General features: G+C 39.0%; 13 protein-coding genes. 2 read left to right on the top strand and 11 right to left on the bottom strand.

Going from position 1 to position 25,856, the window contains the following annotated elements:
• Positions 1-32: 32 nt before the first annotated feature.
• Positions 33-3,059, top strand: coding sequence for a DUF2723 domain-containing protein (locus FHT21_RS20025; RefSeq protein WP_167296481.1), 3,027 nt, complete (start codon positions 33-35; stop codon positions 3,057-3,059).
• Between the two features lie 215 nt (positions 3,060-3,274).
• The gene (locus FHT21_RS20020) at positions 3,275-6,316 is read left to right on the top strand and encodes a DUF2723 domain-containing protein (RefSeq protein WP_167296480.1); all 3,042 of its coding nucleotides are present in this window, start codon (positions 3,275-3,277) and stop codon (positions 6,314-6,316) included.
• Positions 6,317-6,644: 328 nt separating this feature from the next.
• Here FHT21_RS20020 and FHT21_RS20015 read toward each other — a convergent pair whose 3' ends face one another.
• From FHT21_RS20015 to FHT21_RS19965, 11 genes are all read right to left on the bottom strand, one after another.
• Positions 6,645-7,607 (bottom strand): acetyl-CoA carboxylase carboxyltransferase subunit alpha, encoded by a 963-nt coding sequence (locus FHT21_RS20015; protein ID WP_167296479.1) that lies wholly within the window; start codon positions 7,605-7,607, stop codon positions 6,645-6,647.
• A 379-nt stretch (positions 7,608-7,986) separates the two neighbouring features.
• Entirely contained in the window at positions 7,987-9,546 is a 1,560-nt protein-coding gene (locus FHT21_RS20010) for a carboxypeptidase (protein ID WP_208398991.1), read from the bottom strand.
• A 157-nt stretch (positions 9,547-9,703) separates the two neighbouring features.
• Positions 9,704-10,105, bottom strand: coding sequence for a hypothetical protein (locus tag FHT21_RS20005; protein ID WP_167296478.1), 402 nt, complete (start codon positions 10,103-10,105; stop codon positions 9,704-9,706).
• Positions 10,106-10,533: 428 nt separating this feature from the next.
• Positions 10,534-12,873, bottom strand: coding sequence for a family 20 glycosylhydrolase (locus FHT21_RS20000; RefSeq protein ID WP_167296477.1), 2,340 nt, complete (start codon positions 12,871-12,873; stop codon positions 10,534-10,536).
• Positions 12,874-13,102: 229 nt separating this feature from the next.
• Complete coding sequence (locus tag FHT21_RS19995; protein ID WP_167296476.1) at positions 13,103-14,698, bottom strand: SusD/RagB family nutrient-binding outer membrane lipoprotein; 1,596 nt, start codon at positions 14,696-14,698, stop codon at positions 13,103-13,105.
• An 18-nt stretch (positions 14,699-14,716) separates the two neighbouring features.
• Positions 14,717-17,995, bottom strand: coding sequence for a SusC/RagA family TonB-linked outer membrane protein (locus tag FHT21_RS19990; RefSeq protein ID WP_243854057.1), 3,279 nt, complete (start codon positions 17,993-17,995; stop codon positions 14,717-14,719).
• Between the two features lie 185 nt (positions 17,996-18,180).
• Positions 18,181-19,248, bottom strand: coding sequence for a FecR family protein (locus FHT21_RS19985; RefSeq protein ID WP_167296474.1), 1,068 nt, complete (start codon positions 19,246-19,248; stop codon positions 18,181-18,183).
• A 796-nt stretch (positions 19,249-20,044) separates the two neighbouring features.
• Complete coding sequence (locus FHT21_RS19980) at positions 20,045-20,599, bottom strand: sigma factor-like helix-turn-helix DNA-binding protein (protein ID WP_167296473.1); 555 nt, start codon at positions 20,597-20,599, stop codon at positions 20,045-20,047.
• Between the two features lie 61 nt (positions 20,600-20,660).
• A complete protein-coding gene (locus FHT21_RS19975; protein WP_167296472.1) occupies positions 20,661-22,544 on the bottom strand; it encodes an alpha-amylase family glycosyl hydrolase in 1,884 nt (627 codons plus the stop codon).
• Positions 22,545-22,657: 113 nt separating this feature from the next.
• Positions 22,658-24,034, bottom strand: a complete 1,377-nt coding sequence (locus FHT21_RS19970; RefSeq protein WP_167296471.1) for an MFS transporter — start codon at positions 24,032-24,034, stop codon at positions 22,658-22,660.
• Between the two features lie 135 nt (positions 24,035-24,169).
• Entirely contained in the window at positions 24,170-25,849 is a 1,680-nt protein-coding gene (locus FHT21_RS19965; protein ID WP_167296470.1) for an alpha-amylase family protein, read from the bottom strand.
• Positions 25,850-25,856 lie beyond the last annotated feature (7 nt).

Raw genomic sequence — 25,856 nt, 5'->3', positions numbered from 1 at the left:
AATCATTTATTATCAAAGACTAAAATTAAACTATGAATTACTCAAGGATTAACACCATTGGAGGCTGGCTCTGTTTTATCGTTGCCGCGCTCACCTACATCTTAACTTTAGATCAATCTGTAAGTTTCTGGGACTGTGGCGAATTCATTTCTTCTGCCTTCCGAATGGAGGTGGTTCACCAGCCAGGTGCTCCAATAGTTTCCATGATCCAAAGGTTATTTTCGACACTCGCTTTTGGCGATAAAACCAAGGTAGCCTATTTTATAAACATATCATCTGCGCTTGCAAGTGCAGGTACAATCCTCTTTTTGTTCTGGACCATTACTGCACTGGCCAAGAAAACAGTAATTAAAAAAGACGAAGAAATCACCAATCAAAAAATCATCGGGACTATGGGTGCCGGTTTAGTTGGCGCCTTAGCTTATGCCTTTTCTGACAGTTTCTGGTTTTCGGCTGTAGAGGCTGAGGTTTACGCGATGTCGTCGCTTTGTACGGCTATTGTATTTTGGGGTATATTAAAATGGGAATCGCAGGCTGATGAGCCTAAATCAGACCGTTGGTTACTTTTTGTGGCTTACATGATGGGGATTTCTATTGGTGTACACATCTTAAACCTGCTTACCATTCCGGCTCTAATATTTGTTTATTATTTTAAAAAGAGTCCATCGCCCAGTTGGCAAAGCATTTTAAAAGTATTTTTTGTTTCAATTGCTGTTCTAGCAGCCATTCAATTTGGCATCATTCAATATGTAATATCTTTTGCAGCAAGTTTCGATTACTTTTTTGTAAACACCATTGGCTTAGGTTTTGGAACGGGCATATTGTTTTTTGCAGTGCTCGTAATCGGGAGCTTGGTTTATGGCATCCGTTATTCTATCCTTAAAAATAAAAGGATTTTAAACCTGGCTATGTTATTTACCGTTCTGCTGCTTTTTGGATATAGCTCTTTTGCACTCCTCATTATCAGGGCGCAGGCCAAACCAAATTTAAACAACTATAATGTAGATAATGTATACTCTTTTTCGAGGTATGTTGGTCGCGATCAATACGGCGACAGACCACTGCTTTATGGAGAGAATTACAATTCAGAAAAAATCGGCATTGAAGAAACGGGTAAAATTATACGTAAAGGCGACAAAAAATACGAATCTGCAGGCACAAAATCGGCATATGTTTTTGCCGATAAAACTTTATTGCCACGCATGTACAGTGATAAACCTGAACACATTAACTTTTACAAAAGTTACATGGGTTTTAATGATGAACATAAACCTACCTTGATAGATAACTTAAAATACATGTTCTCTTTCCAGACCGGGCAAATGTACATGCGTTATTTTATGTGGAATTTTGTAGGCAGGCAGGATAATGAAGATGGGCAGTTCGGCGGAAAAGATGGCAATTGGCTTAGCGGCGTAAAACCATTAGATGCAATCAGGCTTGGCAGTCAAAAAAACCTTCCCCCATCCATCGTAGAGAACAAAGCATATAATAGGTTTTTCTTTTTACCCTTAATTATTGGTTTAATTGGTGCCATTTGGCATTTTAAACGTAACCAAAAGGATGCAGGCATTATTGGTTTACTCTTCGTTTTCACTGGAGTGGCTATTGTGGTTTACCTTAACTCTGTTCCTGTTGAACCACGCGAAAGAGATTATGCCTACGTAGGCTCTTTTTATGCTTTTGCCATCTGGGTCGGCTTAGGGGTATTTGGATTAAAGGATTGGGTTTTTCAAAAATTAACACCCCAGCGTGCAAGTATTTTTGCTACAGTTATCGCCTTGTTCGGTGCGCCGATAATTATGGCCAACCAGGGCTGGGACGATCACGACCGTTCTGATAGCCACGTAGCGAGAGATATGTCTGTCAATTACCTAAAATCGTGTGCTCCCAATGCCATCTTGTTTACTTATGGCGATAATGATACCTATCCGGTTTGGTATGCACAGGAGGTAGAAAATATCCGCCCGGATGTACGCGTAGTAAATTTAAGCTTATTTACAGCTGATTGGTATATTGATGGGATGCGAAAAAAGCAAAACGAATCTGCCCCCTTACCCATCACTTTAAAGCATGAGCAATATGTTGAAGGTACGAGGGATATTATGTACTATCAGGATTATAAGATTGCGCAGCATATTGAGTTACAAGAAATTTTGGATGTGCTCCTATCCGATCATGACGAAGATAAAGTAACCATGACAGATGGTTCTAAATACAATGTATTACCAACCAAAAATCTTAAACTGGCTGTAAGCCCGCAACAGGTTTTAGATACCGGAACTGTGCCCAAGGAAGATGCAGGTAAAATTGCAAGCAGTATGGAATGGACTTACAATTCGAATTTTGTAACCAAAGGCACCTTGGCTTTATTTGATATTTTAACACACAATAACTGGAAACGACCGATTTATTTTAGCGGAGCCATGCCAAACGAGCAATATATAGGGCTTAACAAATATCTCTATTCAGAAGGGTTAAACAAAAGGCTGCTTCCATTAAAACCCGATACAGCCATTACAGAAGATTACGAGCGCATCAACATTAAACCTTTGTACAACAACCTGATGAATGTGTATGGTTTTGGTAATATCAAAAATGCCAATCATTTAGACAGGCAATCTGCTGATGATGTAACCATGTTATCGAATATGTTTAATGGTTTATTAACCGGCTTAATAAACGAAGGCAAAATTACCGAAAGCAAAAAAGTGGCTAATAAATATTTTGAGGTGATTCCTTCTAAATTTTACAGTATGCGCCAGGTAATGAGCACTTATTATTTAAGCGAAAACCTGTATCGGTTAAATGATTTAAACCGTGCGAACGCAATGATTAAAAAAACTGCTGATTATGTAGGCAAAGAGTTAACCCATCTTGCTGATGTTTCAGAAAGTAAAAACCAGCTATCATCAGAGCAGAATGTACGTTTCTATCTCGGTTATTTAGGGCAAATGGTAAAATTAACCGAAGTATTTAAACAGGCTGGGCTAAGCAAAAGCCTCGAAAAACAATACAACGATCTGATTATAAGGTTTACACCATTTGCTGCAGGTTAAGCAAAAAACATTCTAAATTTTAACCCATAGGCAGATTTCACCTCTCGGCTTATGGTTTTTTGCTTCCCAATAAATCAAAATCCTTTATGTTAAAGGCCTTAGGCCGTTAAAAATTGTTAAATCAATCTAAAAATTTACCTGTTTTATCGACTAGAATAGTTAATTTCGGCAGCATTTTTATGTGAAAACATTTTTTAATATCATTATACAAACCAATGAATTATTCAAAAGTTAATAATATAGTAGGCTGGATCTGCTTTTTAATTGCTACACTAACTTACGTTTTAACCTTAGAGCCTTCTGCCAGTTTTTGGGACTGCGGTGAATTTATCGCATCGGCATTTAGAATGCAGGTTGTTCACCAGCCTGGTGCACCTTTATTCTTAATGATCCAACGTTTCTTCTCCATTTTTGCAGCTGGAGATTTAACCAAAATCGCTTACTGGATGAACGTAGGTTCGGCTGTTTCGAGCGGAGCAACCATCTTATTCTTATTTTGGACCATCACTGCATTGGCTAAAAAAACGATATTAAAAGCTGGTGAAGAATTAACAACAGGTAAATTAATCAGTATTATGGGAGCAGGCGCAGTTGGTGCTCTGGCTTATACTTTCTCTGATAGTTTTTGGTTTTCGGCAGTAGAATCGGAGGTTTATGCACAATCATCGTTATTTACAGCGATTGTATTCTGGGCTATCCTTAAATGGGAAGCACATGCCGACGAGCCCCGTGCTGACCGCTGGTTACTATTTATTGCCTATATTATGGGTTTATCAATTGGTATCCACTTGTTAAACCTACTAACCATCCCAGCACTTGCTTTTATTTATTATTTCAAAAGAACAGATAAAGCAACAACATCGGGAATTATTAAAACCCTTATTGTTGGTATTTTAATCTTAGCGGTAATCCAATATGGTATTATCCAATACCTGGTCTCATTCGGTGCTTATTTCGATTTATTTTTTGTTAACACATTAGGTTTAGGTTTTGGAACAGGCGTTTTATTCTTCGCTATTTTGTTAATCGGCGCCCTGGTTTGGGGAATTCGCTATTCGATCAAACATCAAAAGAAATTATTAAACCTAGGTTTAATTTCTACCGTTTTAATCATTTTCGGTTATGCTTCTTTCTCGATGATCATTATCAGGGCAAAGGCAGATCCGAACTTAAATAACAGTGCGCCTAAAGATGCTTTCTCTTTCTTAAGTTACCTGAACCGTGAGCAGTATGGCGATAGACCATTGGCCTATGGACCAAACTATAACTCTGAAAGAACAGGTGTAACGGAAGGTAAAACCATCTGGAGAAAAGGTAAAGACAAATATGAAGTAGCGGGCAAAAAAACCGATTACGAGTACAACAACAACACTTTATTGCCACGTATGTATAGCGATGATCCTAAACATGCGGCTTTCTACAAAGAATGGATGCGCTTAGATGATACTAAAAATCCCAATCTGGTAGATAATGTTGGTTTCTTGTTCAGCTATCAGATTGGCTATATGTACATGCGTTATTTCATGTGGAATTTTGCTGGTCGCCAGAACGATGAGCAAGGTCAGGGTAGCGGACATGAAGGCACCTGGATTAGTGGCATTAAACCAATTGACGCCATGTTGAGAGGCAATCAAAGTAATCTGCCACCATCAACCGTTGATAATAAAGCATATAACCGTTTCTTCTTTTTACCTTTAATTTTAGGTGTTATTGGTGCACTTTGGCATTTCAAACGTAACCAGAAAGATGCTGGAGTTGTAGCGTTACTATTCTTCTTTACCGGTATTGCCATTGTATTATATTTAAATCAAAAGCCTTTAGAGCCGCGCGAAAGGGATTATGCTTATGTAGGATCTTTCTATGCCTTTGCGATATGGATCGGGCTGGGGGCGCTGGCCATTAAAGAGTGGTTGTTTAAAAAATTAACGCCAACTGCCGGTGCCATTGGCGCAACCGTGATCGGATTATTGGCCGCTCCGGTAATTATGGCCGAGCAGGGATGGGATGACCATGACCGTTCTACCAAACTGGTTCCACATGATATTGCCCTGGATTACCTACAATCCTGTGCGCCAAATGCCATCTTGTTTACTTATGGCGATAATGATACCTACCCACTTTGGTATATCCAGGAGGTAGAAAACGTCCGTCCGGATGTGCGTATTGTAAACTTAAGTTTATTTGATACGGATTGGTACATCAACGGTTTAAGGCAAAAACAAAATGAATCTGCTCCATTGCCAATTTCGATGAAACCAGAGCAATATGTACAAGGAGAAAGAGATGTAATGCCATACGATGATTATAAAATTGCAGGTAGTGTTGAGCTTAAAAACGTAGTTGATTTATTGTTATCAAACGATGAGAGCGATAAAGTAGCCATGCAGGATGGCTCAAAATCTAATTTCTTACCAACTAAAAACCTTAAAATTACGGTAGATCCGCAGCAAGTAGTAAGTACAGGAACAGTGCCTGCAGCCGATGCTTCAAAAATTACCACCACAATGGATTGGAAATTTAATAAAGGTTATGTTACTAAAGGAACTTTGGCCATGTTCGATATCCTTGCACACAACAATTGGAAGCGCCCGATTTATTTCGCTTCTACAGTGCCTTCAGATCAATACAATGGCTTGGATAAGTATTTGTACAACGAAGGCTTAGCCATGCGTTTATTGCCGCTTAAGGCTGACACAACAGCATCTGAGGATAGACCAGAGCAATTAAATACACCTGTATTGTACAATAATGTGATGACTAAATTTAAGTGGGGAAATATGAAAACTGCTAAATATTTAGATCCTCAATCATCAGATGATACTTTCATTTTCACTAATATCTTCAGTAGCTTAACCAACAGCTTAATTAAAGAAGGTAAAACTGCTGAGGCAAAAAAAGTAGTAGATAAATATTTTGAGGTAATGCCTGATAAATTCTTCGGCATCCGCACTGTTGTGGTGAAATTCTACATGGCTGAAAACCTATATAAATTAGGCGAAACTGCCAGAGCCAATGATATTTTAGACAAATCTGGCGATTATATCAATAAAGAGTTAAACTACCTGGCAGATATTTCACAATCAAAAGGTTTAACCGGATCGCAGAATATTCAAACCGGCTTATACTATCTGGACCGAATGATTAAAACGAGTAAAGCTGCGGGTCAGGATAAGTTGAGCGAGAAGCTGCAGAAAACATTTAATAACCTGGAAGGCCGTTTATCGATGTTTTTCCCACAACAAGGGCCACAACAGTAAACGGATCTGAAAATAGCTTACAAAGCAGCTGCATTAATTTGTAGCTGCTTTTTTGTTTGCGTTTGCGCTCGTTTCTAATGACATCATTGAGGGCTGCGCGTTAAAAAACCTATGAGTTACTCACAAAATTCTATTAGATAAGTCGTCATTCCCAACTTGATTGGGAATCTTAAGACTTAACATACGCATTAAGATTCCCGCCTGCGCGGGAATGACGTTCGCCAAATAAAATTACGACAAGAACTTTAAGATTTTAATTTAATCTTCTAACAAAAAAAAATCCCGTTCAGCATTGCCAAACAGGACTCAAATTTATTTTAGTTAATGATTATTCGTTTACAACACCCATCGCACAGAATTTATCGATTCTCTGTTCAATCAGTTTATCGGTTTTTAGTTTGCCTAAAGCGGCTAAATCTTTAACAATATATTCTTTTAATGTTTTGCCCATCAATTCCGGATCCTGATGTGCACCTCCAAGTGGCTCAGGAATAATGCCATCTATTAGTTTGTTTCCAAACATATCATCAGAAGTTAATTTTAAGCATTCAGCGGCTTTCTCTTTAAAATCCCAGCTTCTCCATAAAATAGATGAGCAAGATTCAGGAGAGATTACCGAGTACCAGGTATGCTCTAACATGTACACTTTATCGCCGATACCGATACCCAAAGCACCTCCAGAAGCACCTTCACCTACAACAATGCAGATAATCGGTACACGTAGAACAGACATCTCCAATAAGTTTCTTGCAATAGCTTCACCTTGTCCACGTTCTTCGGCTTCTAAACCAGGGTAAGCGCCCATAGTATCGATAAAAGAAATAACAGGTTTATTAAATTTTTCTGCCAAACGCATTAAACGCAATGCTTTGCGATAACCTTCTGGGTTGGCCATACCGAAATTGCGAAACTGACGCTCTTTGGTATTTTTACCTTTTTGGTGACCGATAACCATTACCGTTTGACCATTTATAGAAGCAAAACCGCCAATAATTGCTTTATCATCTTTAACCGTTCTATCGCCATGCATTTCAATAAAATCATCGCAGATCATATTGATATAATCGAGGGTTTGCGGGCGATCTGGGTGACGGCTCATCTGAACCTTGTTCCAACCGGTTAAATTTTTATATAAGTTATTGGTAGTTTCATCTAATTTACCATCAAGCTCGTCTAAAGTGGCAGACATGTCTACCTTAGTTTTTTCCGCAACTTGCTTAACCTTTTCTATCTGCTGAACTAAATCGGCAATAGGTTTTTCAAAATCGAATGATGTTTTTATTTGCTGCATAATTGAACCACAAAAATAAGTAATTATTTTTAGTTTGCAGTGAACAGTTTTTTGTTTGCAGTTTTGGGAGAGTGAAATCGCTTCAACGTGTTGACAAATGGCTATCACAAGTAGTTATTCTTTATGATTTGGAAAGCAATTGCAGCAGTACTTTGGTTTCGTCCTGCTCTCTCTCCTGCCACTATGAGGGGTTTCCGTGCTACCGCCCTAACCTACCTAGCCCTGATTGAAATGAAAAGCCCGCAAACGAGGCACGAGTGCGGACTTGTAATGTAAAGCAGGACGAACATTAATTATTGAACTACATCTGCGCTCCAATAAACCTAAAAGAGTTGGCAAATTATAGCAATGCGCATAAGAATTTGTCAACTCTAAAATTTTAGAACTTAGCGGCCTCTCCTGCTTTTGGTAATGCTTTTTTAATAAACTCACGGATATGGTTATTGGCTGTTTTCAGATCATCTTTACGTAAATACATCATGTGTCCGCTACGGTAGCCTTCCCAGCTCATGCGATCCTGAAGTTTACCAGCTGCATCTAGCTGCCACATGCTATATTTGGCATTGAAATAATCGCAGGCCCCATCGTAGTAACCTGATTGCACCAATAAATGCAGATAAGGATTCTGTGCCATGGCTTGGCGGAGATTATCGCCGGTTTGATCTCCAGATTTATCCCACGGGTATACAGAACCGAACATATTGTATTTCAAATCGGTTTTATAGTTGAGCTCGTTGCGGATGTACATATTGATGGCTGGCGTAAAGGAATGCAACCAAGAGGTTAGCTCTACATTATAATCGGGTCCTTCGCCGGCACTCATTTTATCGATACCACGATAGCGCGAATCTAACCTACCAACAGTAAATCCTTTATCTCTCAGTAATTCTTTCCAAAAGAAATCGGTTGGTACGTTGAGGTTGTAATCTAATATCACTTTTTCTGAAAGACCAGAGTAACGGGCCATTTTTATGGCAATGGCCTTCTTTTTATCGGCGCTCAACATCCCACCCTGCGAAATAGCAGGAATTAATTCGCTAATGGTAAAACTTTCCACTTCAGGAAGCATAGCCGTTAAATCTTTGCTTTGTAAATCGGCCGCAAGTGCCTTATGATACCAGGCTGTAGCCGCAAAATATGGTAAACGTAAAGCGGCATCAACCGGGCCACTACGTTCAATACCAAGTTCGGTTGGCGAAACCAATACCACACCGTTTAAATACATCCACTGACTGTTTTGCAGCTCTAAAGCTAAACCTGAAACACGTGTAGTGCCATAACTTTCGCCGATTAAAAATTTTGGAGAGGCCCATCGGTTATTCCGGGTTACAAAAGTATTGATCCACTCAGCCAGATATTTAATATCGGCACGTACACCGAAGAATTTATTGGTCGGAATATCTTTACTCACCGCTCTTGAATAACCCGTGTTAACCGGATCGATATATACAATATCTGCCACATCTAAAATAGAGTATGGATTTTCTTTATAACCATAAGGCTGTACGGGATAACCTTCGTCATCAATATTTAAAACCACGGGACCGGTATAAGCAATGTGCATCCAAACTGAAGCTGAACCAGGGCCACCATTAAAAGAGATTACTAAAGGTCGCTTATCGCGATTTTGCACATCACTACGTTCGTAATAAGTATAAAACAAACCTGCAATCGGTTTTCCATCTTCATCCCAAACTGGTAAAGTACCCGTAGTGGCTTTATACGGAACAGCCTTGCCATCGATATTTACACTGTGATTGGTAACTACCGAGCTCTCCACTTTAATAGTTCTTTCGTTTGCTGAAGATTTAGGTTCATCTTTAACGGTAACCTGGGTAGTGGTTACGGTTTCTTTTGATTGGCTTTTTCTTGGTTCTTGTTGTGCATATGCAAAAATGCTCATGCTTAAAAATGTAGCGAGTATAAATCTGAATTTCATTGTTTTGGTTTGGTTCCTAAATATCAAACTATTGTAGCGTTAATCAAAAAGCGCATTAGAAATGTTACCATAAAAAAACCAGCATTGCTTTTGGCAATGCCGGTTCTGCAAAAAACTGCTGCAATGAAGCAGTAGACTCTTTATTTAGGGTTGCAACTTAAATTACAACGGCTTCGGCACTTGCATCTCCAATCTGCCAGCCTATTGTTGGATTTCCAGTAACCAATACATCTACAAAATATTCATAATAAGATCCAGCCTTATAGCCTTCGAAAGTATCGGCATAAATTGGACCTGAGGAATGAGATACCGAAGTTAGCGGAACATTGCCCTCTCCTTGTATAGTTACCGTAATACTCGAATAAACCTGCCCGGTGGTATACTGAAGTGTTGCTACCGCAGCCAGGCCATTACTGGTAGTGAAATTTTTTGTAACCGTAACCACTCCCCGACGCGTAACCTTTTTAGGCGAAAGAGTTACTTTTTCGGGTGTAAAACTACTAAACAGACAAACTGTAAAAGCTAAAGAAGCAACGAGTAAAGCAATTGTTTTTTTCATTTTCTTTTGTTTAAATGGGTTAAATATTAATTAAAAATCATTTGTGTATAGCGCCAGAAAATACAACTACAGTCTTACGCAGCAGTAAAAGTGAATAACCATTAAATTACAGGTGAGATACAGTAGCTTGTTAATTAAAGATAATGTTTTATTAAGGAGATATTTTTCCAAATTAACGCGCAAACGTTTGATTAATAAGCCGATACTAACTCATAAAAAGGAATCAAATCCAATATCTGCGACTATTTAATATTACAGTTTAAATATAGTTTAAGCATAAGGAAACAAAGTCTCAAACTGTTACAGCACAAACGTTTGCTTAAAATATTATTCAAAATGCGGGAACAAAAAAGCCGACATGCATATTGCGATGTCGGCTCATGAAAACTGATTCAATCGAGATGAGGGTATTATTTAATTCTTTTTTATCATTTTAAGGCCAGAATCTCTTCGTCTGAAAGTACCTTGTTCCAAACTTGTAATTCGTCCAGCTTTCCGTTAAATCCACCAACTGTTTGAAGTGGGAAAAACAAAGTTTCCGATTTACGTACTTTCGTTTTGTCTTTATCTGTAAACGTGATCCAGTTATCGTACAATCGCTTTTCGAGTTTACCATTTACATAAAGACTGGTGCCTTTGTTGGTTCCCGTTATGACTACATGTGTCCAACTATTTTCAGGTACTGCATATCCAAAATCAATATCGTAACCTTCTCTCGAAAAGCCAAGTTTGCCCGTACCTGTCTGTCTTAATTTTACAGTAGCGTTTGGCGATTTGAATAATACTGCACCATCCGAGTTGTTACTGGCAGGGTTTATCCAAAACGAAACGGTATAATTATACCCTATTTCAGTGTATGGTAAGCTGGCATAACTATCTTTTCCTGAAAATGACAAAGCATTTTTTGAATATCCTTCTGCGTAAATAGCTCCCGTAGTTTTAATTTGATTATCCTTTTTATCAAAATTAAACAGGGTTGTAAATGGCACATTGTTTTTAGATAACTTTCCACCTATATTTAACGAAGGGCCCTCCCCTATTTTTTTACTCAAAACATTAAAATCGTCGAACTTTAAAGTAGTATTACTGCCGCCCCACATCTTTTGTGATAATACCTGCATGGCAGGGAATACCCTGTCGTGTACATCTTTTTCTGTAATTCCGTTGCCTACAATATCATTCCATACCGCAAAAGAGCCACCTAATATAGTCGGATCGCCAGGTTTAAACTGAACATTCCCGATCATAGAAGGTGTCCATTTGTTATAAAGATTTTTAATATTCAGATAATCGTAATAATAGCCAGCTGCAGGTACAATATACAGCCATCCGTCAGGCGTACTGATTTGCTTATAGCCCAGTTTCTTCATTTCAACAGGGTTCGCGTAACCGTTATACCAGGTATTCATCACCACATTTTCTACTTTTACAGGAGTGGTACCTTTTGCGTGTGTTAACGCTCCCCAAAGCCTAACATCTTTTCCAAAGCCTTCTACATATTTAATCATGCGATCGGTAAAAGCCCTAAAAACCTCTGCATCTTTTTTAGCATATTCATCTGTACCGATGTGAACCGCTTTGCCGGTGAATACCGGCGTGCTGCCTGAAATATATTCTTTAAATACATTTTCGATAACTGTATAACTAAGTAGATTATGCAAATCGAGATGGTCCATACCATATGCTTTACTACCAATTTCGGGAACCACTTTGGTAAAGGCCAGTGCGTGTGCCGGTGCATCAATTTCCGGAATAATACGAACAGCATAATTATCGGCTAGCTGTTGTAAAGCAATAAATTCCTTTTTGGTATAGGAACCATCTTTTGCCGTTAAGCCCGGATAGGTTGTATTTTCTAAACGGAAAGCCGAATAGGTATCTGCCCAATTATCGTTGAAATATTTTTTAAAACCATTATCATTTAAGTGGATCTGAAAATCGTTTAATTTATAATAAGACATGAATTTCACATAATCTCTTAAAAACTGTAGGCTAAAGAACTTACGCCCTACATCTAACACAAATCCGCGAACTTTAAACTCTGGATAATCTCTTGCCAACCCTTTCGGAATAGCGTTTTTCTGTTCCAGTAGTTGCAATAAAGTTCTGGTTCCCCAGAATAAACCCTGATATTTTACAGCACTAATGGTAACAAAATCTTCTGTATTAAAGTAATAACCTTCTTCTCCAATGCTCTTATCCTTTACGTTTAAGGTTAAAAAAACATCCCCTTTCTTAGGCTTACCTTTCACAATTAACAGGTTAAAACCTAATTGATCTTTCAGCTCTTGTTTTAAAATACTTGCAACGCGCTGCAACTGTTTTTCATCCGCTGTATTTAAAACAATTCTGCTTGCTGCAGTTAAAGAAAAATCGCCTTTACCACCATGCCATTCGTGTAAAGCAGGGATTACAAAAGGCTGTGGGTTAACTCCTCCATCATGGAATTTGCCCGGAACAACGATCTGTTTGGATACATCGTACTTTATCGTATCACTTACCTGACTAATCAGCTCGAAGTACAAGTTTACATTTGTGGCCACCAATGGAGTAGTTATGCTTCCAGATTCGTCGATAATCGGTGTGCGGTTACTTCCCTTAAATACCAAGGAATAACCCTTCGGACTTTCAGGGAAAACAATTTTCTTATCACCAGCCTTTATTTCTTTAATGTTAGGCACTGATTGAATAACTGTGCTGTCGGTTTGACCGAATAAAAGACTTTGAGCGGTGATAATGAAACCAACCGTAAATAGAATGCTTTTCATGTATAAATAATGAATTAATATAAAGTAGCGTTTAGTTTATTCTGTTAAGCATATCACAGTTTTAATACTGAAGATGATGCGCATATTGAGTTAAAGATAAACTAAACTTTTTCATACACCCAAGCAAGTTTCACGCAAACGTTTGATGAAAATACAATAGAAAATAATGGGACAAAAAAGCCGACACTGCATAAGCAATGTCGGCCAGTAAAAACCGGGATGATATAAATTATTTATCCCACCAAACTCTACCGGTCAGATTATCTCCGCCAGGTACAGCCGCAGAAGCGGCTTTATAGTTAACACCGTTCTTCGTTGCCTCTTCTACTGGATACGGGAAACGGCGGGGAATAGTTCCATTAGTAGCATTTCCGGGGTAAACTACGGGGCTTAGTGCCGGGAAACCTGACCTGCGCCAATTAGACCAGGTTTCGTAAAAATCTAACATGGTACATGTATGTAGCCAATATTGGGTATTAATCATTTCTAATCCATTTGCCGGAATATACGGATTGGCGATGGCGTAGGCGTCGGCTATTGTGCCCGATATTGCCAGGCTAGCGTCGTATTGCGATAAGAAAGTGATACCCGCAGATAAACCATTAGCATAGTGGGCCGCTGCAGATCCGCCAATTGCCCATCTTTGTGCTGCTTCTGCCAATAACAATTCACTTTCGGTATAGGTTAAGATAAAAGTTACCCCGTCTTTCTTAATCATTGCTGGGTTTGGTGATGAATAAGCAGCAAAAGTTGTATAGGAAGCATCTTGCCTCACATCTCTGCCTGCTATACCGCTCAGGTCTTTTCCGTTAGGCATTCCTTTTTGCAAAAGCGGATCGGCACTGTAATTAGGATTTTGTGTTTTACTATTTTCATCAAGATAAAGACCTGTAACCGCAACTTTTCCTAAACGTGGATCGTTCGCTGTTTTTAATTTATTAATAAATGTCTGCGACCACTTCACATAATAATTTTCTTGTCCGCCATCGCCGGCCAGTACCTGACTATTACGATTCTGGGTTACTCTTGCACCTGATACATCATGTTTAACAAGGGCATTATCATCGTTACTAATCATCGTTTTACCAATCACTTTTTGAGCATAAGCCTTAGCCGTGTTTTCATCTACTTTGGTTAAACGCATGGCTATACGTAACAATAATGTATTTCCGAATCTTTTCCATTTATTGATATCTCCTTTGTAAATGGCATCTCCTGTAACCTTATCTCCATTAACATCCAATGCGTTTGTTGCTTCTTCTACTTCTTTTAACAAATCGGTATAAATTGCCTGTTGTTTATCATATTTAGGTGCCAAATTGCCTGTGTAATAACCTTGTCCTGCTTCTGAATAAGGTGCATCGCCATATAAATCTGTAATGCGTTCAAAGATCAGTGCTTTCCATAACCGGGCCACCTGCCGAACGTTATTATATTTAGGAGATCCTTTTGTAAATTCAACAATATCTACAATCGGCTTAACTTGCTCTACGTAAGCCCCAACAGTTGTGCTGCCCCAGTATGCTGCGGTATAACCCTCGTTAAGTAAATATTTATCGCCCGCCCAATAACTCAGCACGGTAGAAAGTCCCTGCATCATGGTTGATGAATAAATGAGATTTCCTCTCCAGGTATCGTAAGCGAAATCGATACTCCCGGTGTAAGTAAGCTGAGCAGTAGTTAAAGTATAATTGGGATCAAAAGTTGCTGCTCCATATGCAGAAGGGTTGGTATTGATATCCTCGAAATTTTTGGTACAACCCGAGATCATTAACATGCCGATACAAAGTAACAGGCTATATTTTTTTAATATGTTTGTTTTCATTGTTCTGTCTGTTTAAAATTAAAGCTTCACACTAAGGTTTACACCAAACGTTCTAACCGGCGGTACACCCCCCAGTTCCAATCCCGGAAAAGTGGCGTTGTAACTCGATTCAGGGTCGATATTATCTGTCTTTTTCATCAGGATAAATAAATTTCGACCAACAAGACTTACATTTAAGCCATGTATCTTGTTATTGAACATTTTGGCAGGAAAGTTATAACCCAGGGTCATCTGTCTGAACTTTATGAAACTAGCATCCTGTACAAATTTATTTGATACGTTATCTGCAGAAAGCTGATAATAAGCGGCAGCAGTATTTCCTAAAGCTTCGCGGTTTTCAAGTGTGGCCTGGTGTAATCCAAATACATAGCCATAATAATCGGTAGCTGAAAATAATTTCCCGCCCCATTTACCATCAATCAAAAATGATAATGTTGCCCCTTTATAATTAAACTCGTTATTCCAGCCGGCAAACCATTTATTATAGGCAGAGCCATATGCAACAAGATCTCCACGTTGGGGGGCACCGTTTGCACCGAGCATAATATTGCCCGATGCATCGTACTTATAATCATAAGCCATTACCTGTGAGGCTGCTTTGCCCGGAATATTCTGTAAAAAGCCAACTCCAGATCTTGAAGTGGCAATAAGATTTGAAGTCACACCATCTGCAAGCGAGATTACTTTGTTATCATTATACGATCCGTTTAAAGAAGAAGTCCATACGAAATCTTTGTTTTTTACCACCTGACCAGACAACAACAGCTCTACCCCTTTATTTTGAATTTTACCAGAATTTAACACCGCACCGCTATAACCTGTAGAGGTAGATGTGGTTACAAAAGTGATTTCATCTTTAGATATTTTTTTGTACCAGGTAAAATCAAGGTTTAAACGGTCTCCGAAGAAGCGCATTTCTGTTCCGATCTCCAATTCCGATGCTTTTGAAGCCTTTAATGCAGAATTAGGAATATTTACATTTGAAATGGTACCCAGTGGCAATCCGTTTAAAACTTCACTTCTTAAACTATAGGTCAGCAAAGTTTGATAAGGATCAGTGGCCTGGCCAACTACTGCGTAACCTGCCCTAACTTTACCAAAGCTTAAGAATGATGGTTTCCAAAGTTCTGAAAAAACGAATGAACCACTAATGGAAGGATAAACCACATTTAACTTATTGTCTTTACCAGGTGTTGCCAGTGTAGAAAACCAGTCAGTACGTCCGCTACCGGTTAAATACAAAATATCTTTATATGTGAGTTCTAAAGTACCATATACAGATTGTGTTTCGGCTTCGGATGTGACATAAGCCACTGATTTATTTTTAGCATTTAAAATGTTATAAACACCCGTTACGGCAAAATCGGCACCACTATTGGTCGTTTGAGTTATATTTGTTCTACGGTAACTGCCACCGATATTTGGCGTGATCGAGAAATCTTCGTCTATTTTAAAGGGCTTGCCGATTAATACATCAACGTTAACATCTGCAAATTTGGTGGCCTGCTCTACAATTTTACCGGGAGCATAATAAGCTGTACCCGAGGGTACTACATTTTTATAGGTGTCGTTATAAGCATCGCGACCCGCACGGCCTTGTAAAAACAAACCATTATCAAAAGTATAGCGGGCATTAAAAGAGCTGATCAAACGTTCGCGTTTGGTATTGTTTACAAATTCGTTTGCCGCAAACCATGGATTGGTGGCATAAGCATTGCCTTTATTGTACTGAATTTCATTTCCATTTGCATCTTTCCAAGGATCGAGGTTTTTTACACTTACACTGGTTGGTAAAAAGGCCACATTATAATTGGCATTACCTGCACCATCTGATACCATCGGCCTGTTTTTAGCCTGCTCTAAAATGTAATTCATGCGGGCATCAATGGTTAGGCGTTTAATTGGGTTAAAGGTGCCTACCAGATTAAAAGATTGCCTGTTTAAACCAGAATTAGGCACAACCGAAGTATTGTGTACATCGTTGGCAGATAATCGGATGGAGCCACCATCAAAACTTTTATTCAAAGCCAGGGTGTTAGACCATGTGCCTCCGGTACGGTAAAAATCTTCTATATTATTTTTCTGTGCAGAATAAGGTCTGCTTATACCATCAAACTGAACCACGTTAGAACCATCTAATCTGGCGCCCCAACTCGATCCACCTACCTGTGCAGCAGCAGCGGCATCAGTTGGCTTTACACCATTGGCGCCCTGTCCGTAAACGTACTGCCAGTTGGTTCTGTCCATTACTTGCTCTGCAACGTAATTGGTATTAAATTCGATGCTATTCCCTTTTCCGCTTTTGGTGGTGATCAGAATTACCCCTGCTTTTGCACGGTAACCATATAATGCTGCAGCCGCAGCACCTTTAAGTACTGAAATACTTTCAATATCATCTGGATTTAAGTTTCCAACTGCATCCCCAAAATCCGGTGCATTATCGTATTGGCTACCAGAGTTGCCATTGGCATTTAGGTTATTTAAACCTACCGGTTTATTTTCCATCGGTACACCATTAATTACATATAAGGGCTGGTTGGTTTGGCTTAAGCTAGAAACCCCGCGAATGGTTACGCTGGTTGCTGCGCCAGCACCGCCTGATGTGGAACTGATATCTAAACCAGCTACTTTACCTACTAAAGAGTTGGCTACATTATTTTCTCTGGCCTGTGTTAACGTTTCGCCACTTACCTGTGTAACCGAATAACCTAATGCTCTTCTTTCTTTTTTGATACCTAAAGCAGTAACCACTACATCAGTAAGCTGTTTGGTATCTTCTACCAGTACGATATCGATACTGTTTTGCGTGCCTATAGCAATTTCCCTGGTTTGAAAACCAGCATAAGAAACCACCAAAACTGCATTTTCGGGGGCATTTAAGACGAATTTCCCGTTTATATCGGTAGAAGTGCCAATACCAGTTCCTTTAACCCTCACACTTGCACCAGGTAAAGCCCCTCCAAGGGCATCTTTTACGGTTCCACTAATGGGTACTTCTTTATTTTTGCTGATTACGATTAAGCCACCTTCAGAAACAGAATATTTCAGGTTTGTTCTGTTTAAAATGGCTACCAGTACATCCGTAACCAAAGTATTGGTTACCGTAATGCTTACGTCTTTATTTACCGGAACATAAGAAGAACTGTAAACAAAATGGTAACTGCTTTGCTGTTCAATAATCTGTAAAACCCTGGCTAGCTTTGTTTTTTTAACATCTAAAGAAATTTTTTCCTGAGAAAAAACCGATGCCGAAACATTAAGACAGGTAATGAAAACCATAATACAGGCTAGTTTCATTAGCATAATGAATTTTAGAAGCGCTTTATATTTTGGGCGCCCTTGCAGTAAGTAATAATAAATCATATTTTTGTTTTTTTGGTTGCATAAAGTTCTTGGCAGCAATCTGTTTGCGCATAAACTGCCATTAATTAATCAAAAGAGAAATTTACAAGGGCGGTGCTCCAACACCGTCCTTTTTCTTCCTATTTCGAGATGGTTACCTGTTTTCCTTTTATCTCATATTTAAAATTATTTTCAGCTGCTTTTAAAGCATGTAAAACTTCTTCAATGCTTTCGTTTGTAATGGTTGCCGTAAAACGGTATTTTTCTATCGAAGGATCTGTAAATTTAATTTCGACGTTATACCATTTTTCTAAAACATTCTTAATCTCATCAAAATCCTGATCGTAAATTTCGATCCGGTTCTGTGTCCAGGCTGTTTCTACAATGGTGCTGTCTTTAATCTTTGTGTAATGGTTAATAGTAATTTCGGGCTGTAAGGTGGCATGCTTAAGTAATTTACTTTTCTGCTGCTGAGCAACACTCTTGTAAAAAGTAACTTTCTCGCTTGGTTTTAAGGTAATGGTCCCACCGTTACCATTTACCCCTTCCATTGTAATTAGGCCACGGATTAAAGTGGCTTCTGAAGTTGTTTCATCGGGATAAGCCTTTACATTAAAAGCAGTACCCAGTACATTGATATTAAAATCGGTTGTACGCACTTTAAAAGGTTTGTTTTTATCGTGAGCCACATCAAAAAAAGCCTCGCCTGTTAAGGTAACTTCTCTGTATTGATCATTAAAACCTTTTGTAACCGATAAAGTGCTTTTGGCATTTAAGAGTACTGTTGTTCCATCTTGAAGCTTAATTTTTTTACGCTCTCCGCTTTTTGTAGTAAAGCTATAAACCTCCTGTGCAGCATTTCCTGTATTGTTGTGCTTAATGTATGTGTTATAAACCAGCACTGAACCAAGCACTAAAACTAATGCTGCGGCAATTTTAAGCCATAAATAACGGTTCAGTTTAGCCACTTTTTCTTCAGGAAACATACTTCCCCTTAAAATCTCGGTCTGTTTATTTAATGGGCGTTTATTCCCGCTCAATATCACGTAAAGTTTTTTTGCTTCTGCAATTACTGCAGCCTGCTCGGGGTGGGCATTAATGTACTTTTCCCAATATCCAATGCAAAGCTTATCAGTCCCGGCACAATATTGCTGGAAAGTGCTATCGACAAGAAAATCTTCTGCATTGAATTTACTTCTATCAACCATTATCATTTGCCTTTTATATATCAGTGCCCAAAAGCTTTACTTTTTCCTAAGAAAATTTTAACTTTTTTTTAATATAGCGGAATATGTGCCTGAATGAGAACACAATGAAGAAATTTAATTTGCAGGAATAGTATTTTCAAAGGTTCTAAAGGGTAGGGCAGATATTTTTATTACTTAAATAATTGCAAGTTTTTTTGGGAAAGCAATTACAGCAGCATTTGGGTTTGATAGTCCTGCTATCCGCTTTATCTCACTGCGTTCGATGTCCGCTGCTATCAGGTTTAGGTGGCGTAGGCTGTCTTACTATTTGGGGTTGCAGGGTGCAGAACAGGTATCAGAAGCACAAAGCCTCCTATTTCTAAACCCGGTAGTAACGAAAATCCTTTTTATTGCTTAAAACAATATTTAACTATGCCGTTTATCTGCAATAAAAAGATTGGAGTGGATAACGGGACTACAGCACCTACGGAGACAGGAATGTTCGTTTCAAAAATATAAAAACTCTCAATTATCCACAGCTGGTAAACTATGGAAATAAAAAGACCCTTAGTAGATTTAAGTACTGTTTATTTTTGGCCGTTTTAACACGCTATCCGCTGTATCTTTTGGCTTTCCTTCGACTCGGCTCAGGATGACACCAAAAGGATGCCGCTTCTATCGTTAACGCATATTTTCTGTCCAAATGAGAAGTTATAAAGAGATTGAGCGTAAGGGAGGCTTTGGAAGTTTTAAGACAGGTTATTCATCAAGATTTACGAAGTTCTTTCACTGCTGCAATTAAACTTCGTAAATAATTTTATGTATTAAATTCTTTTCTCAGGATTTTAAGCGCATCGTAAATGGTATTATATGCCGTTTTTATCGTCTGGTTGCTTTGTTCGGCAATCTGCTCATAGCTTAAACCTTCAAAAAATTTTAAATGGATGAGCTGTTTTTGCTTAAAGGTGAGTTTTTCCAATGCATTTTTGAGCTGATGCTGCACCAGTTCGTCGCTTTGCACCTTAACAATAAACTCTTCATAACTCATTTCCATCCAATCGCCATCGGCCCCGGCATTAAAAAGCGCATCGTTAATTTTACGCTTTCTTTCTAATATTCTGAGCAATTTGCGCTTAAGAAAGGTCCGCAGATAGGCTTCAACATGATCAACACGGGTTAAGCTTTCGTGTTTCTCCCAAATGGTGTTAAAAACAAGATCTGTAGCTTCACTGGCAGTATCGGCATCGGCACAAACCCTGATACCGAAATTAACAAGTGGGTAATAAAGTGCTGCATACAGATCAAAAAACGCATCTTTATCGCCAACCCGTAACCGTTCCCATAATAAGTGATGCGTTAGTTTACTGCTCATTAACCTGTTAGTTGTTATCACAATATTAACTAAAAACAACAAGATTATTGCCTACAGATTTTTACTTTAAAGCTGCCTTACTAAAAATGTGATATTCTCCCGGTGCTAAAGTTCTGTTATAGCTATTTGATGAAAGGTTAATGCTGCTTCCTATCGCATCAACCCAGGCACCGGCCGATCCGAAATCGATATTAGCGGTTTGATTTACTACATCAAAATTGCCTACTACTACAACCGTATTTGCTCCTTCTGTTAATTTAATGTATTTGACTCCTCCGGCAAGACTATAGGTTGAGTTTGTTGAATTAAAAATACTGTTGTTCTTTTTCAACCTGATCAATCTGGCATAAGCATCGTACAAAGCTTTACGGTTTGGATCTGTATAATAATCCCATTTAATCGGTTTTTCACCCGTTCTTCCATTAAAATCGATGTTGATATCGTAACCAAGCTCGCCAAATTGCCAGATCATTTTCGGACCAGGGATACTAAATAAAAATGCAGCTGCCAATTCTTCCCTTTTTAATGAGGTGGCTAAATTTCCTTTAATTACATAACTACCTGAAGCATTTCCATAGGTAATATTCTTAAAGTTTAACCGCTCCTCGTCGTGACTTTCGCTATATCCAACCAAGTTCTCTGACTTGGCAAACCCATGATTGGCATAAAAACCCCATTGAAAATTAGAATTATCTAACCAACCCATGGTTGCCTCGTTCATGTTGTAATTCAGGTTGTTCCAAAGCATCATACCATCATCGGCCAAAACTTTTTCTTCCGATTCTTCGGCAAAGTGTTCTAAAATCACATAAAAATTAGGATCGATACTCTTGATATAACCATTATAGTCTTTCCAGATCGCAATGCGGCTTGCATCATAAAGTCTAAACTGTGCATCATCGGTCGACGATTTCTGGGTAAACCCTTTGGAAAGGTCGAAACGGAAACCATCAATTTTGTATTGCTGCATCCAAAATTTCATTACATCTTTCGAGAATTTTTTGGTGGCTTGGCTTTCATGGTTAAAATCGTAACCCACATTAAAAGGATGTTTGGCATCAACATTAAACCATGGACTATTTGCAGTAGGTTTTGAGCCATCGAAATACAATTGCACCATAGGCGATTGCCCAAAAGAATGATTTAATACCATATCCATAATTACGGCAATGCCGCGGCCATGGCATTCGTCAATAAAGTTTTGCAAAGCCGTTTTGGTACCATAATATTTATCGGGTGCAAAATAAAATGAAGGATTGTAGCCCCAGCTTAAATTACCTTCAAATTCGTTTACGGGCATTAACTCAATTGCGTTTATGCCCAAACCCGTTAAATAATCGAGTTTGGCCAAGGTTGATGTATAATTATGATCGGCGGTAAAATCGCGGATGAGCAATTCGTAAATGACCAGGTTATCTTTAGTGGGACGGGAAAAGCTGGCATTTTTCCAAGTATAAAGTGGCTGATTAGCTTGCATTACACTTACAATTCCTGTTGTTTTACCTGTTGGATAGACTTTTAAATTTGGATACGTTGCTGCAGTAATGTATTTATCATTATCCGGATCGAGTACTTTCTCGCAATAAGGATCTGCAACTTTTAAGTTTCCATCTACATAAAACTGATAGGCATATTCTGTATTTGGGTTTAAGTTATCTATCTGAATCCACCAATAACTTCCATCAGGTGTATTTTTCATAGGTAAAGTAGTCGTAGACCAATCGTTAAATTCACCGATCAACGATACCGATTTTTTACCGGGTGCATAAAGTGTTACAATAACCGATGTTCCGTTATTGATAAATACTGCTCCATCTTTGGCTCCGGCAGGTAAAGCTGCTGTTTGATTGGTTGGCGTTGGCTCTATGCCACCATCTGTAGATGCTTTTTTACAGGCGCTATTAAACGCTACTATCAATAGCAATAGATAAATTATTTTTTTCATTTGGCTAGGGATTTATGATTTACAGGCACAGTTTATCTCCTCGGTTTGTGTCCCCACAAACCGAAATGTTAGTGGTCTGTGGGGACACAGACCACGGAATAACTATGGATTTATTAAACTGATCTATTTTCTTCTAACCCAAGTTTAGAAGCCAAGACTTCGTCTGTTTTCTTTGGTTCGCGAATAAATACATAACAGATTACAGCAGCTAAAATCATTAAGCCTCCGCCCAGTTGAACTGCCAAAAGCCTATCGTTATGGAGTACATTACGCATCAACCAACCGAAGCCTAAGGAGGCAATAATCTCTGGCAATACAATAAAAAAGTTGAAAATGCCCATGTAGATCCCGATTTTATCTTTGGGTAAAGATCCGCTCAACATGGCATAAGGCATAGAGAGTATGCTCGCCCAGGCAATACCTACGCCCGTCATACACAGATACAACATGTTTTTATCATGCACCCAGGCCACGCTGATTAAACCGATGGCCCCGCAGATTAAACAAAGGGCATGTGTGGTTTTGCGTCCCAATGCATCGGCAATTTTTGGTAACACCAGTGCAAATAGAAAAGTAATTACGCTGTAATAAGCGAGTGTTAAACTACCAAAATCTGCTCCCTGTGCATAAACCGGATCAGCAGCATCTTTACCACCAAAAACATTAACAGCAACAGCCGTAGTATAATAGAACCACATTAAAAACAAACCTGGCCAGGTAAAAAACTGAACCAAAGAAACAATCTGCATTCTTTTAGGCATATTCCTCAGGGCAGAAAAAATTTCCCTTGCACCACCGCCAAAACCTTTATTGCTTTCTTTTACTTTTTCTTTAAAATCTACATCTTGAGGTGGATATTCTTTAGTGGTAAAAACCGTCCATAACACGGCGGCGAAGAAGAAAAAAGCACCGATATAAAAAGAAAATTTTACGTTTTCTGGAATACTCCCTTGTTCTGCGGTATTGGTTAAGTGGAATACATTGTTCATAATCCACGGTAAGGCCGAGGCCACACTCCCACCTAAGCCAATCATCATACTCTGCATAATAAACCCCCGGTTAACCTGGCTATCGGGTAATTTATCGGTAACAAAAGCGCGGAAAGGTTCCATTGCAATGTTGCCGAAAACATCTAAAATCCAGAGTAATCCCGCAGCCATCCATAAAGCACTGCTATGCGGCATAAAAATCAGCGCTATACTGCTCACAATGGCGCCAATCATAAAATAAGGCCTTCTTCTGCCCCATTTTGGATGCCAGGTACGGTCGCTCAGGTAACCAATGATTGGTTGTACCAATAAACCTGTTAAGGGTGCGGCTAAAAACAATAACGGAACCTGATCTGGATTGGCACCAAGGTTTTCGTAAATGCGGCCCATGTTGGCACGCTGTAAATCCCAACCGAACTGGATACCAAAAAAACCAACGCTCATGTTGATAATCTGTACGAGTGTTAATTTCGGGTTCTCGAATACTGTTTTTAAGCTCATTGTATTTGGTTTAGTTTTTAACCGCAAAGGGCACAGAGCAAAGAAGCAAAGAGGCGCAAAGCGGAAATTGAAATCAGATCTCTGCTTACTTTGCGAAGCACTTAACGTTCATTGCGGTTAATTCATTTTTTTATCTTAAAATTCAATCACCTGTGCGCTAACGGGCGTAAGGGTTACAGGTATACTTGTTCCTGCCGGGATATTTAATTTTCTATCTGTTAACAGATCTGTAACCGGAGATGAATGTTTAACTTTCAAAATCTGATCAGGGATTTCGATATTGGCGGTTAAGGTTTGTGTCCGATCAAAATTGGCCACTACCAATAAACGTTGTTTGCCAGAGTAACGGATAAAAGCATACATACGCTTATTCATATTCCCAGCAGCGGGCACCTCATAAATCTCACCATTTATTACCGCATCGCTTGTTGAAGTAACTTTTAATAACTGTTGATAATAAGCACGTAGTTTCTGTTCATTTTCAGTTAATTGTTTACCGTCAAAAGCACCATTATTCATCCATTTCTGATGGCTTGGAACACCCCAATAATCGAAAATAGTGGTTCTGTTGTCGTCGCCGCCAAATCCTTCTCGTCCTTTTCCCGGCTCGCCAACTTCCTGACCAAAATAAAGCATCACCGGCCCTGAGCCCAATGTTGCCGAAACCACCATCGCTGGTAAAGCCAGTTCAGCACTGCCCGCAAATCCGGCCGATGCAATTCGTTCTTCATCATGGTTTTCTAAAAAGCGCAACATGCGATTGCCAAAACCCGCACACTCTACCTGCCACGCGTGTTTAATCGCCGCTACATCTGCAGTTGGTTCATTTCTGACCAGTTTTTTAAGTCCATCGTATAAACCCACTTTATCGTAGAGGTAATCGAATTTGCCTTCATCTAAATATTGCTTGTAAACTTTTGGGTTGTAGGCTTCTCCGATAAAAATTAAATCAGGATTCACTTTTTTAACCTGTGGAATGACCCAGTTCCAAAAAGCAATAGGCACCATTTCGGCCATATCACATCTAAAGCCATCTACCCCTTTATTGGTCCAGTAGGTTAAAATATCACGCATTTTTAGCCAAACCGGTGGAATGGGATCAAAATATTGTTTTTCACCGCTCTGATAATCTACACCATAATTCAACTTAATGGTTTCGTACCAATCGTCGTACTTAGGAGTGGCGGAGAAAACATTATTCCCTGTAGCCTTGGCGGGGGTTTCATTAAACTGATCATCCTGAATTGTCGAAAGTGGCGTTTTCTGTCCACCAGCAGGAACCACAAAATGTTGCCCTGGAATGTAATAAAAATCATTTTTAGGACTAAAAGCTTTGCTCACATCGTCTTTGGCGCCAAAATCGAATGCATTTTTTGGTTTTGCATAAGAATGATAGCTTCTGGCAACATGATTGGGAACAAAATCGATCAGCACTTTTAAGTTTTTAGCATGTGTTCTTTTCACAAGTGCTTCAAACTCTTTCATTCTGTTTTTAACATCAACAGCCAGATCGGGATCTACATCGTAATAATCGCGGATGGCATAAGGCGAACCCGCTCTACCCTTTACCACATCGGCATCATCAGGTTTAATTCCATAGGCAGCATAATCGGTTAAGCTCGCATGGGCAAGTACACCCGTATACCAAACATAATTTACATGGAGTTCTTTTATGCCATCTAAAGCTTTTTCGGTAATATCGTTAAACTTACCGGCACCATTTTGTTCGATGGTTCCGTAAGGAATATTTGTGTTGTTTTTATTCCCAAATAAGCGGGGCAATAACTGATAAATAACGATCTGTTTATCGTTCATTTTTGTA

It is taken from the genome of Pedobacter sp. SG908 (genome assembly GCF_011759615.1).
In the GTDB taxonomy this organism is placed as follows: Bacteria; Bacteroidota; Bacteroidia; order Sphingobacteriales; family Sphingobacteriaceae; genus Pedobacter; species Pedobacter riviphilus.
Note: the sequence above shows the minus strand (reverse complement) of the source record. Positions and strands in the feature narration are given on the sequence as shown.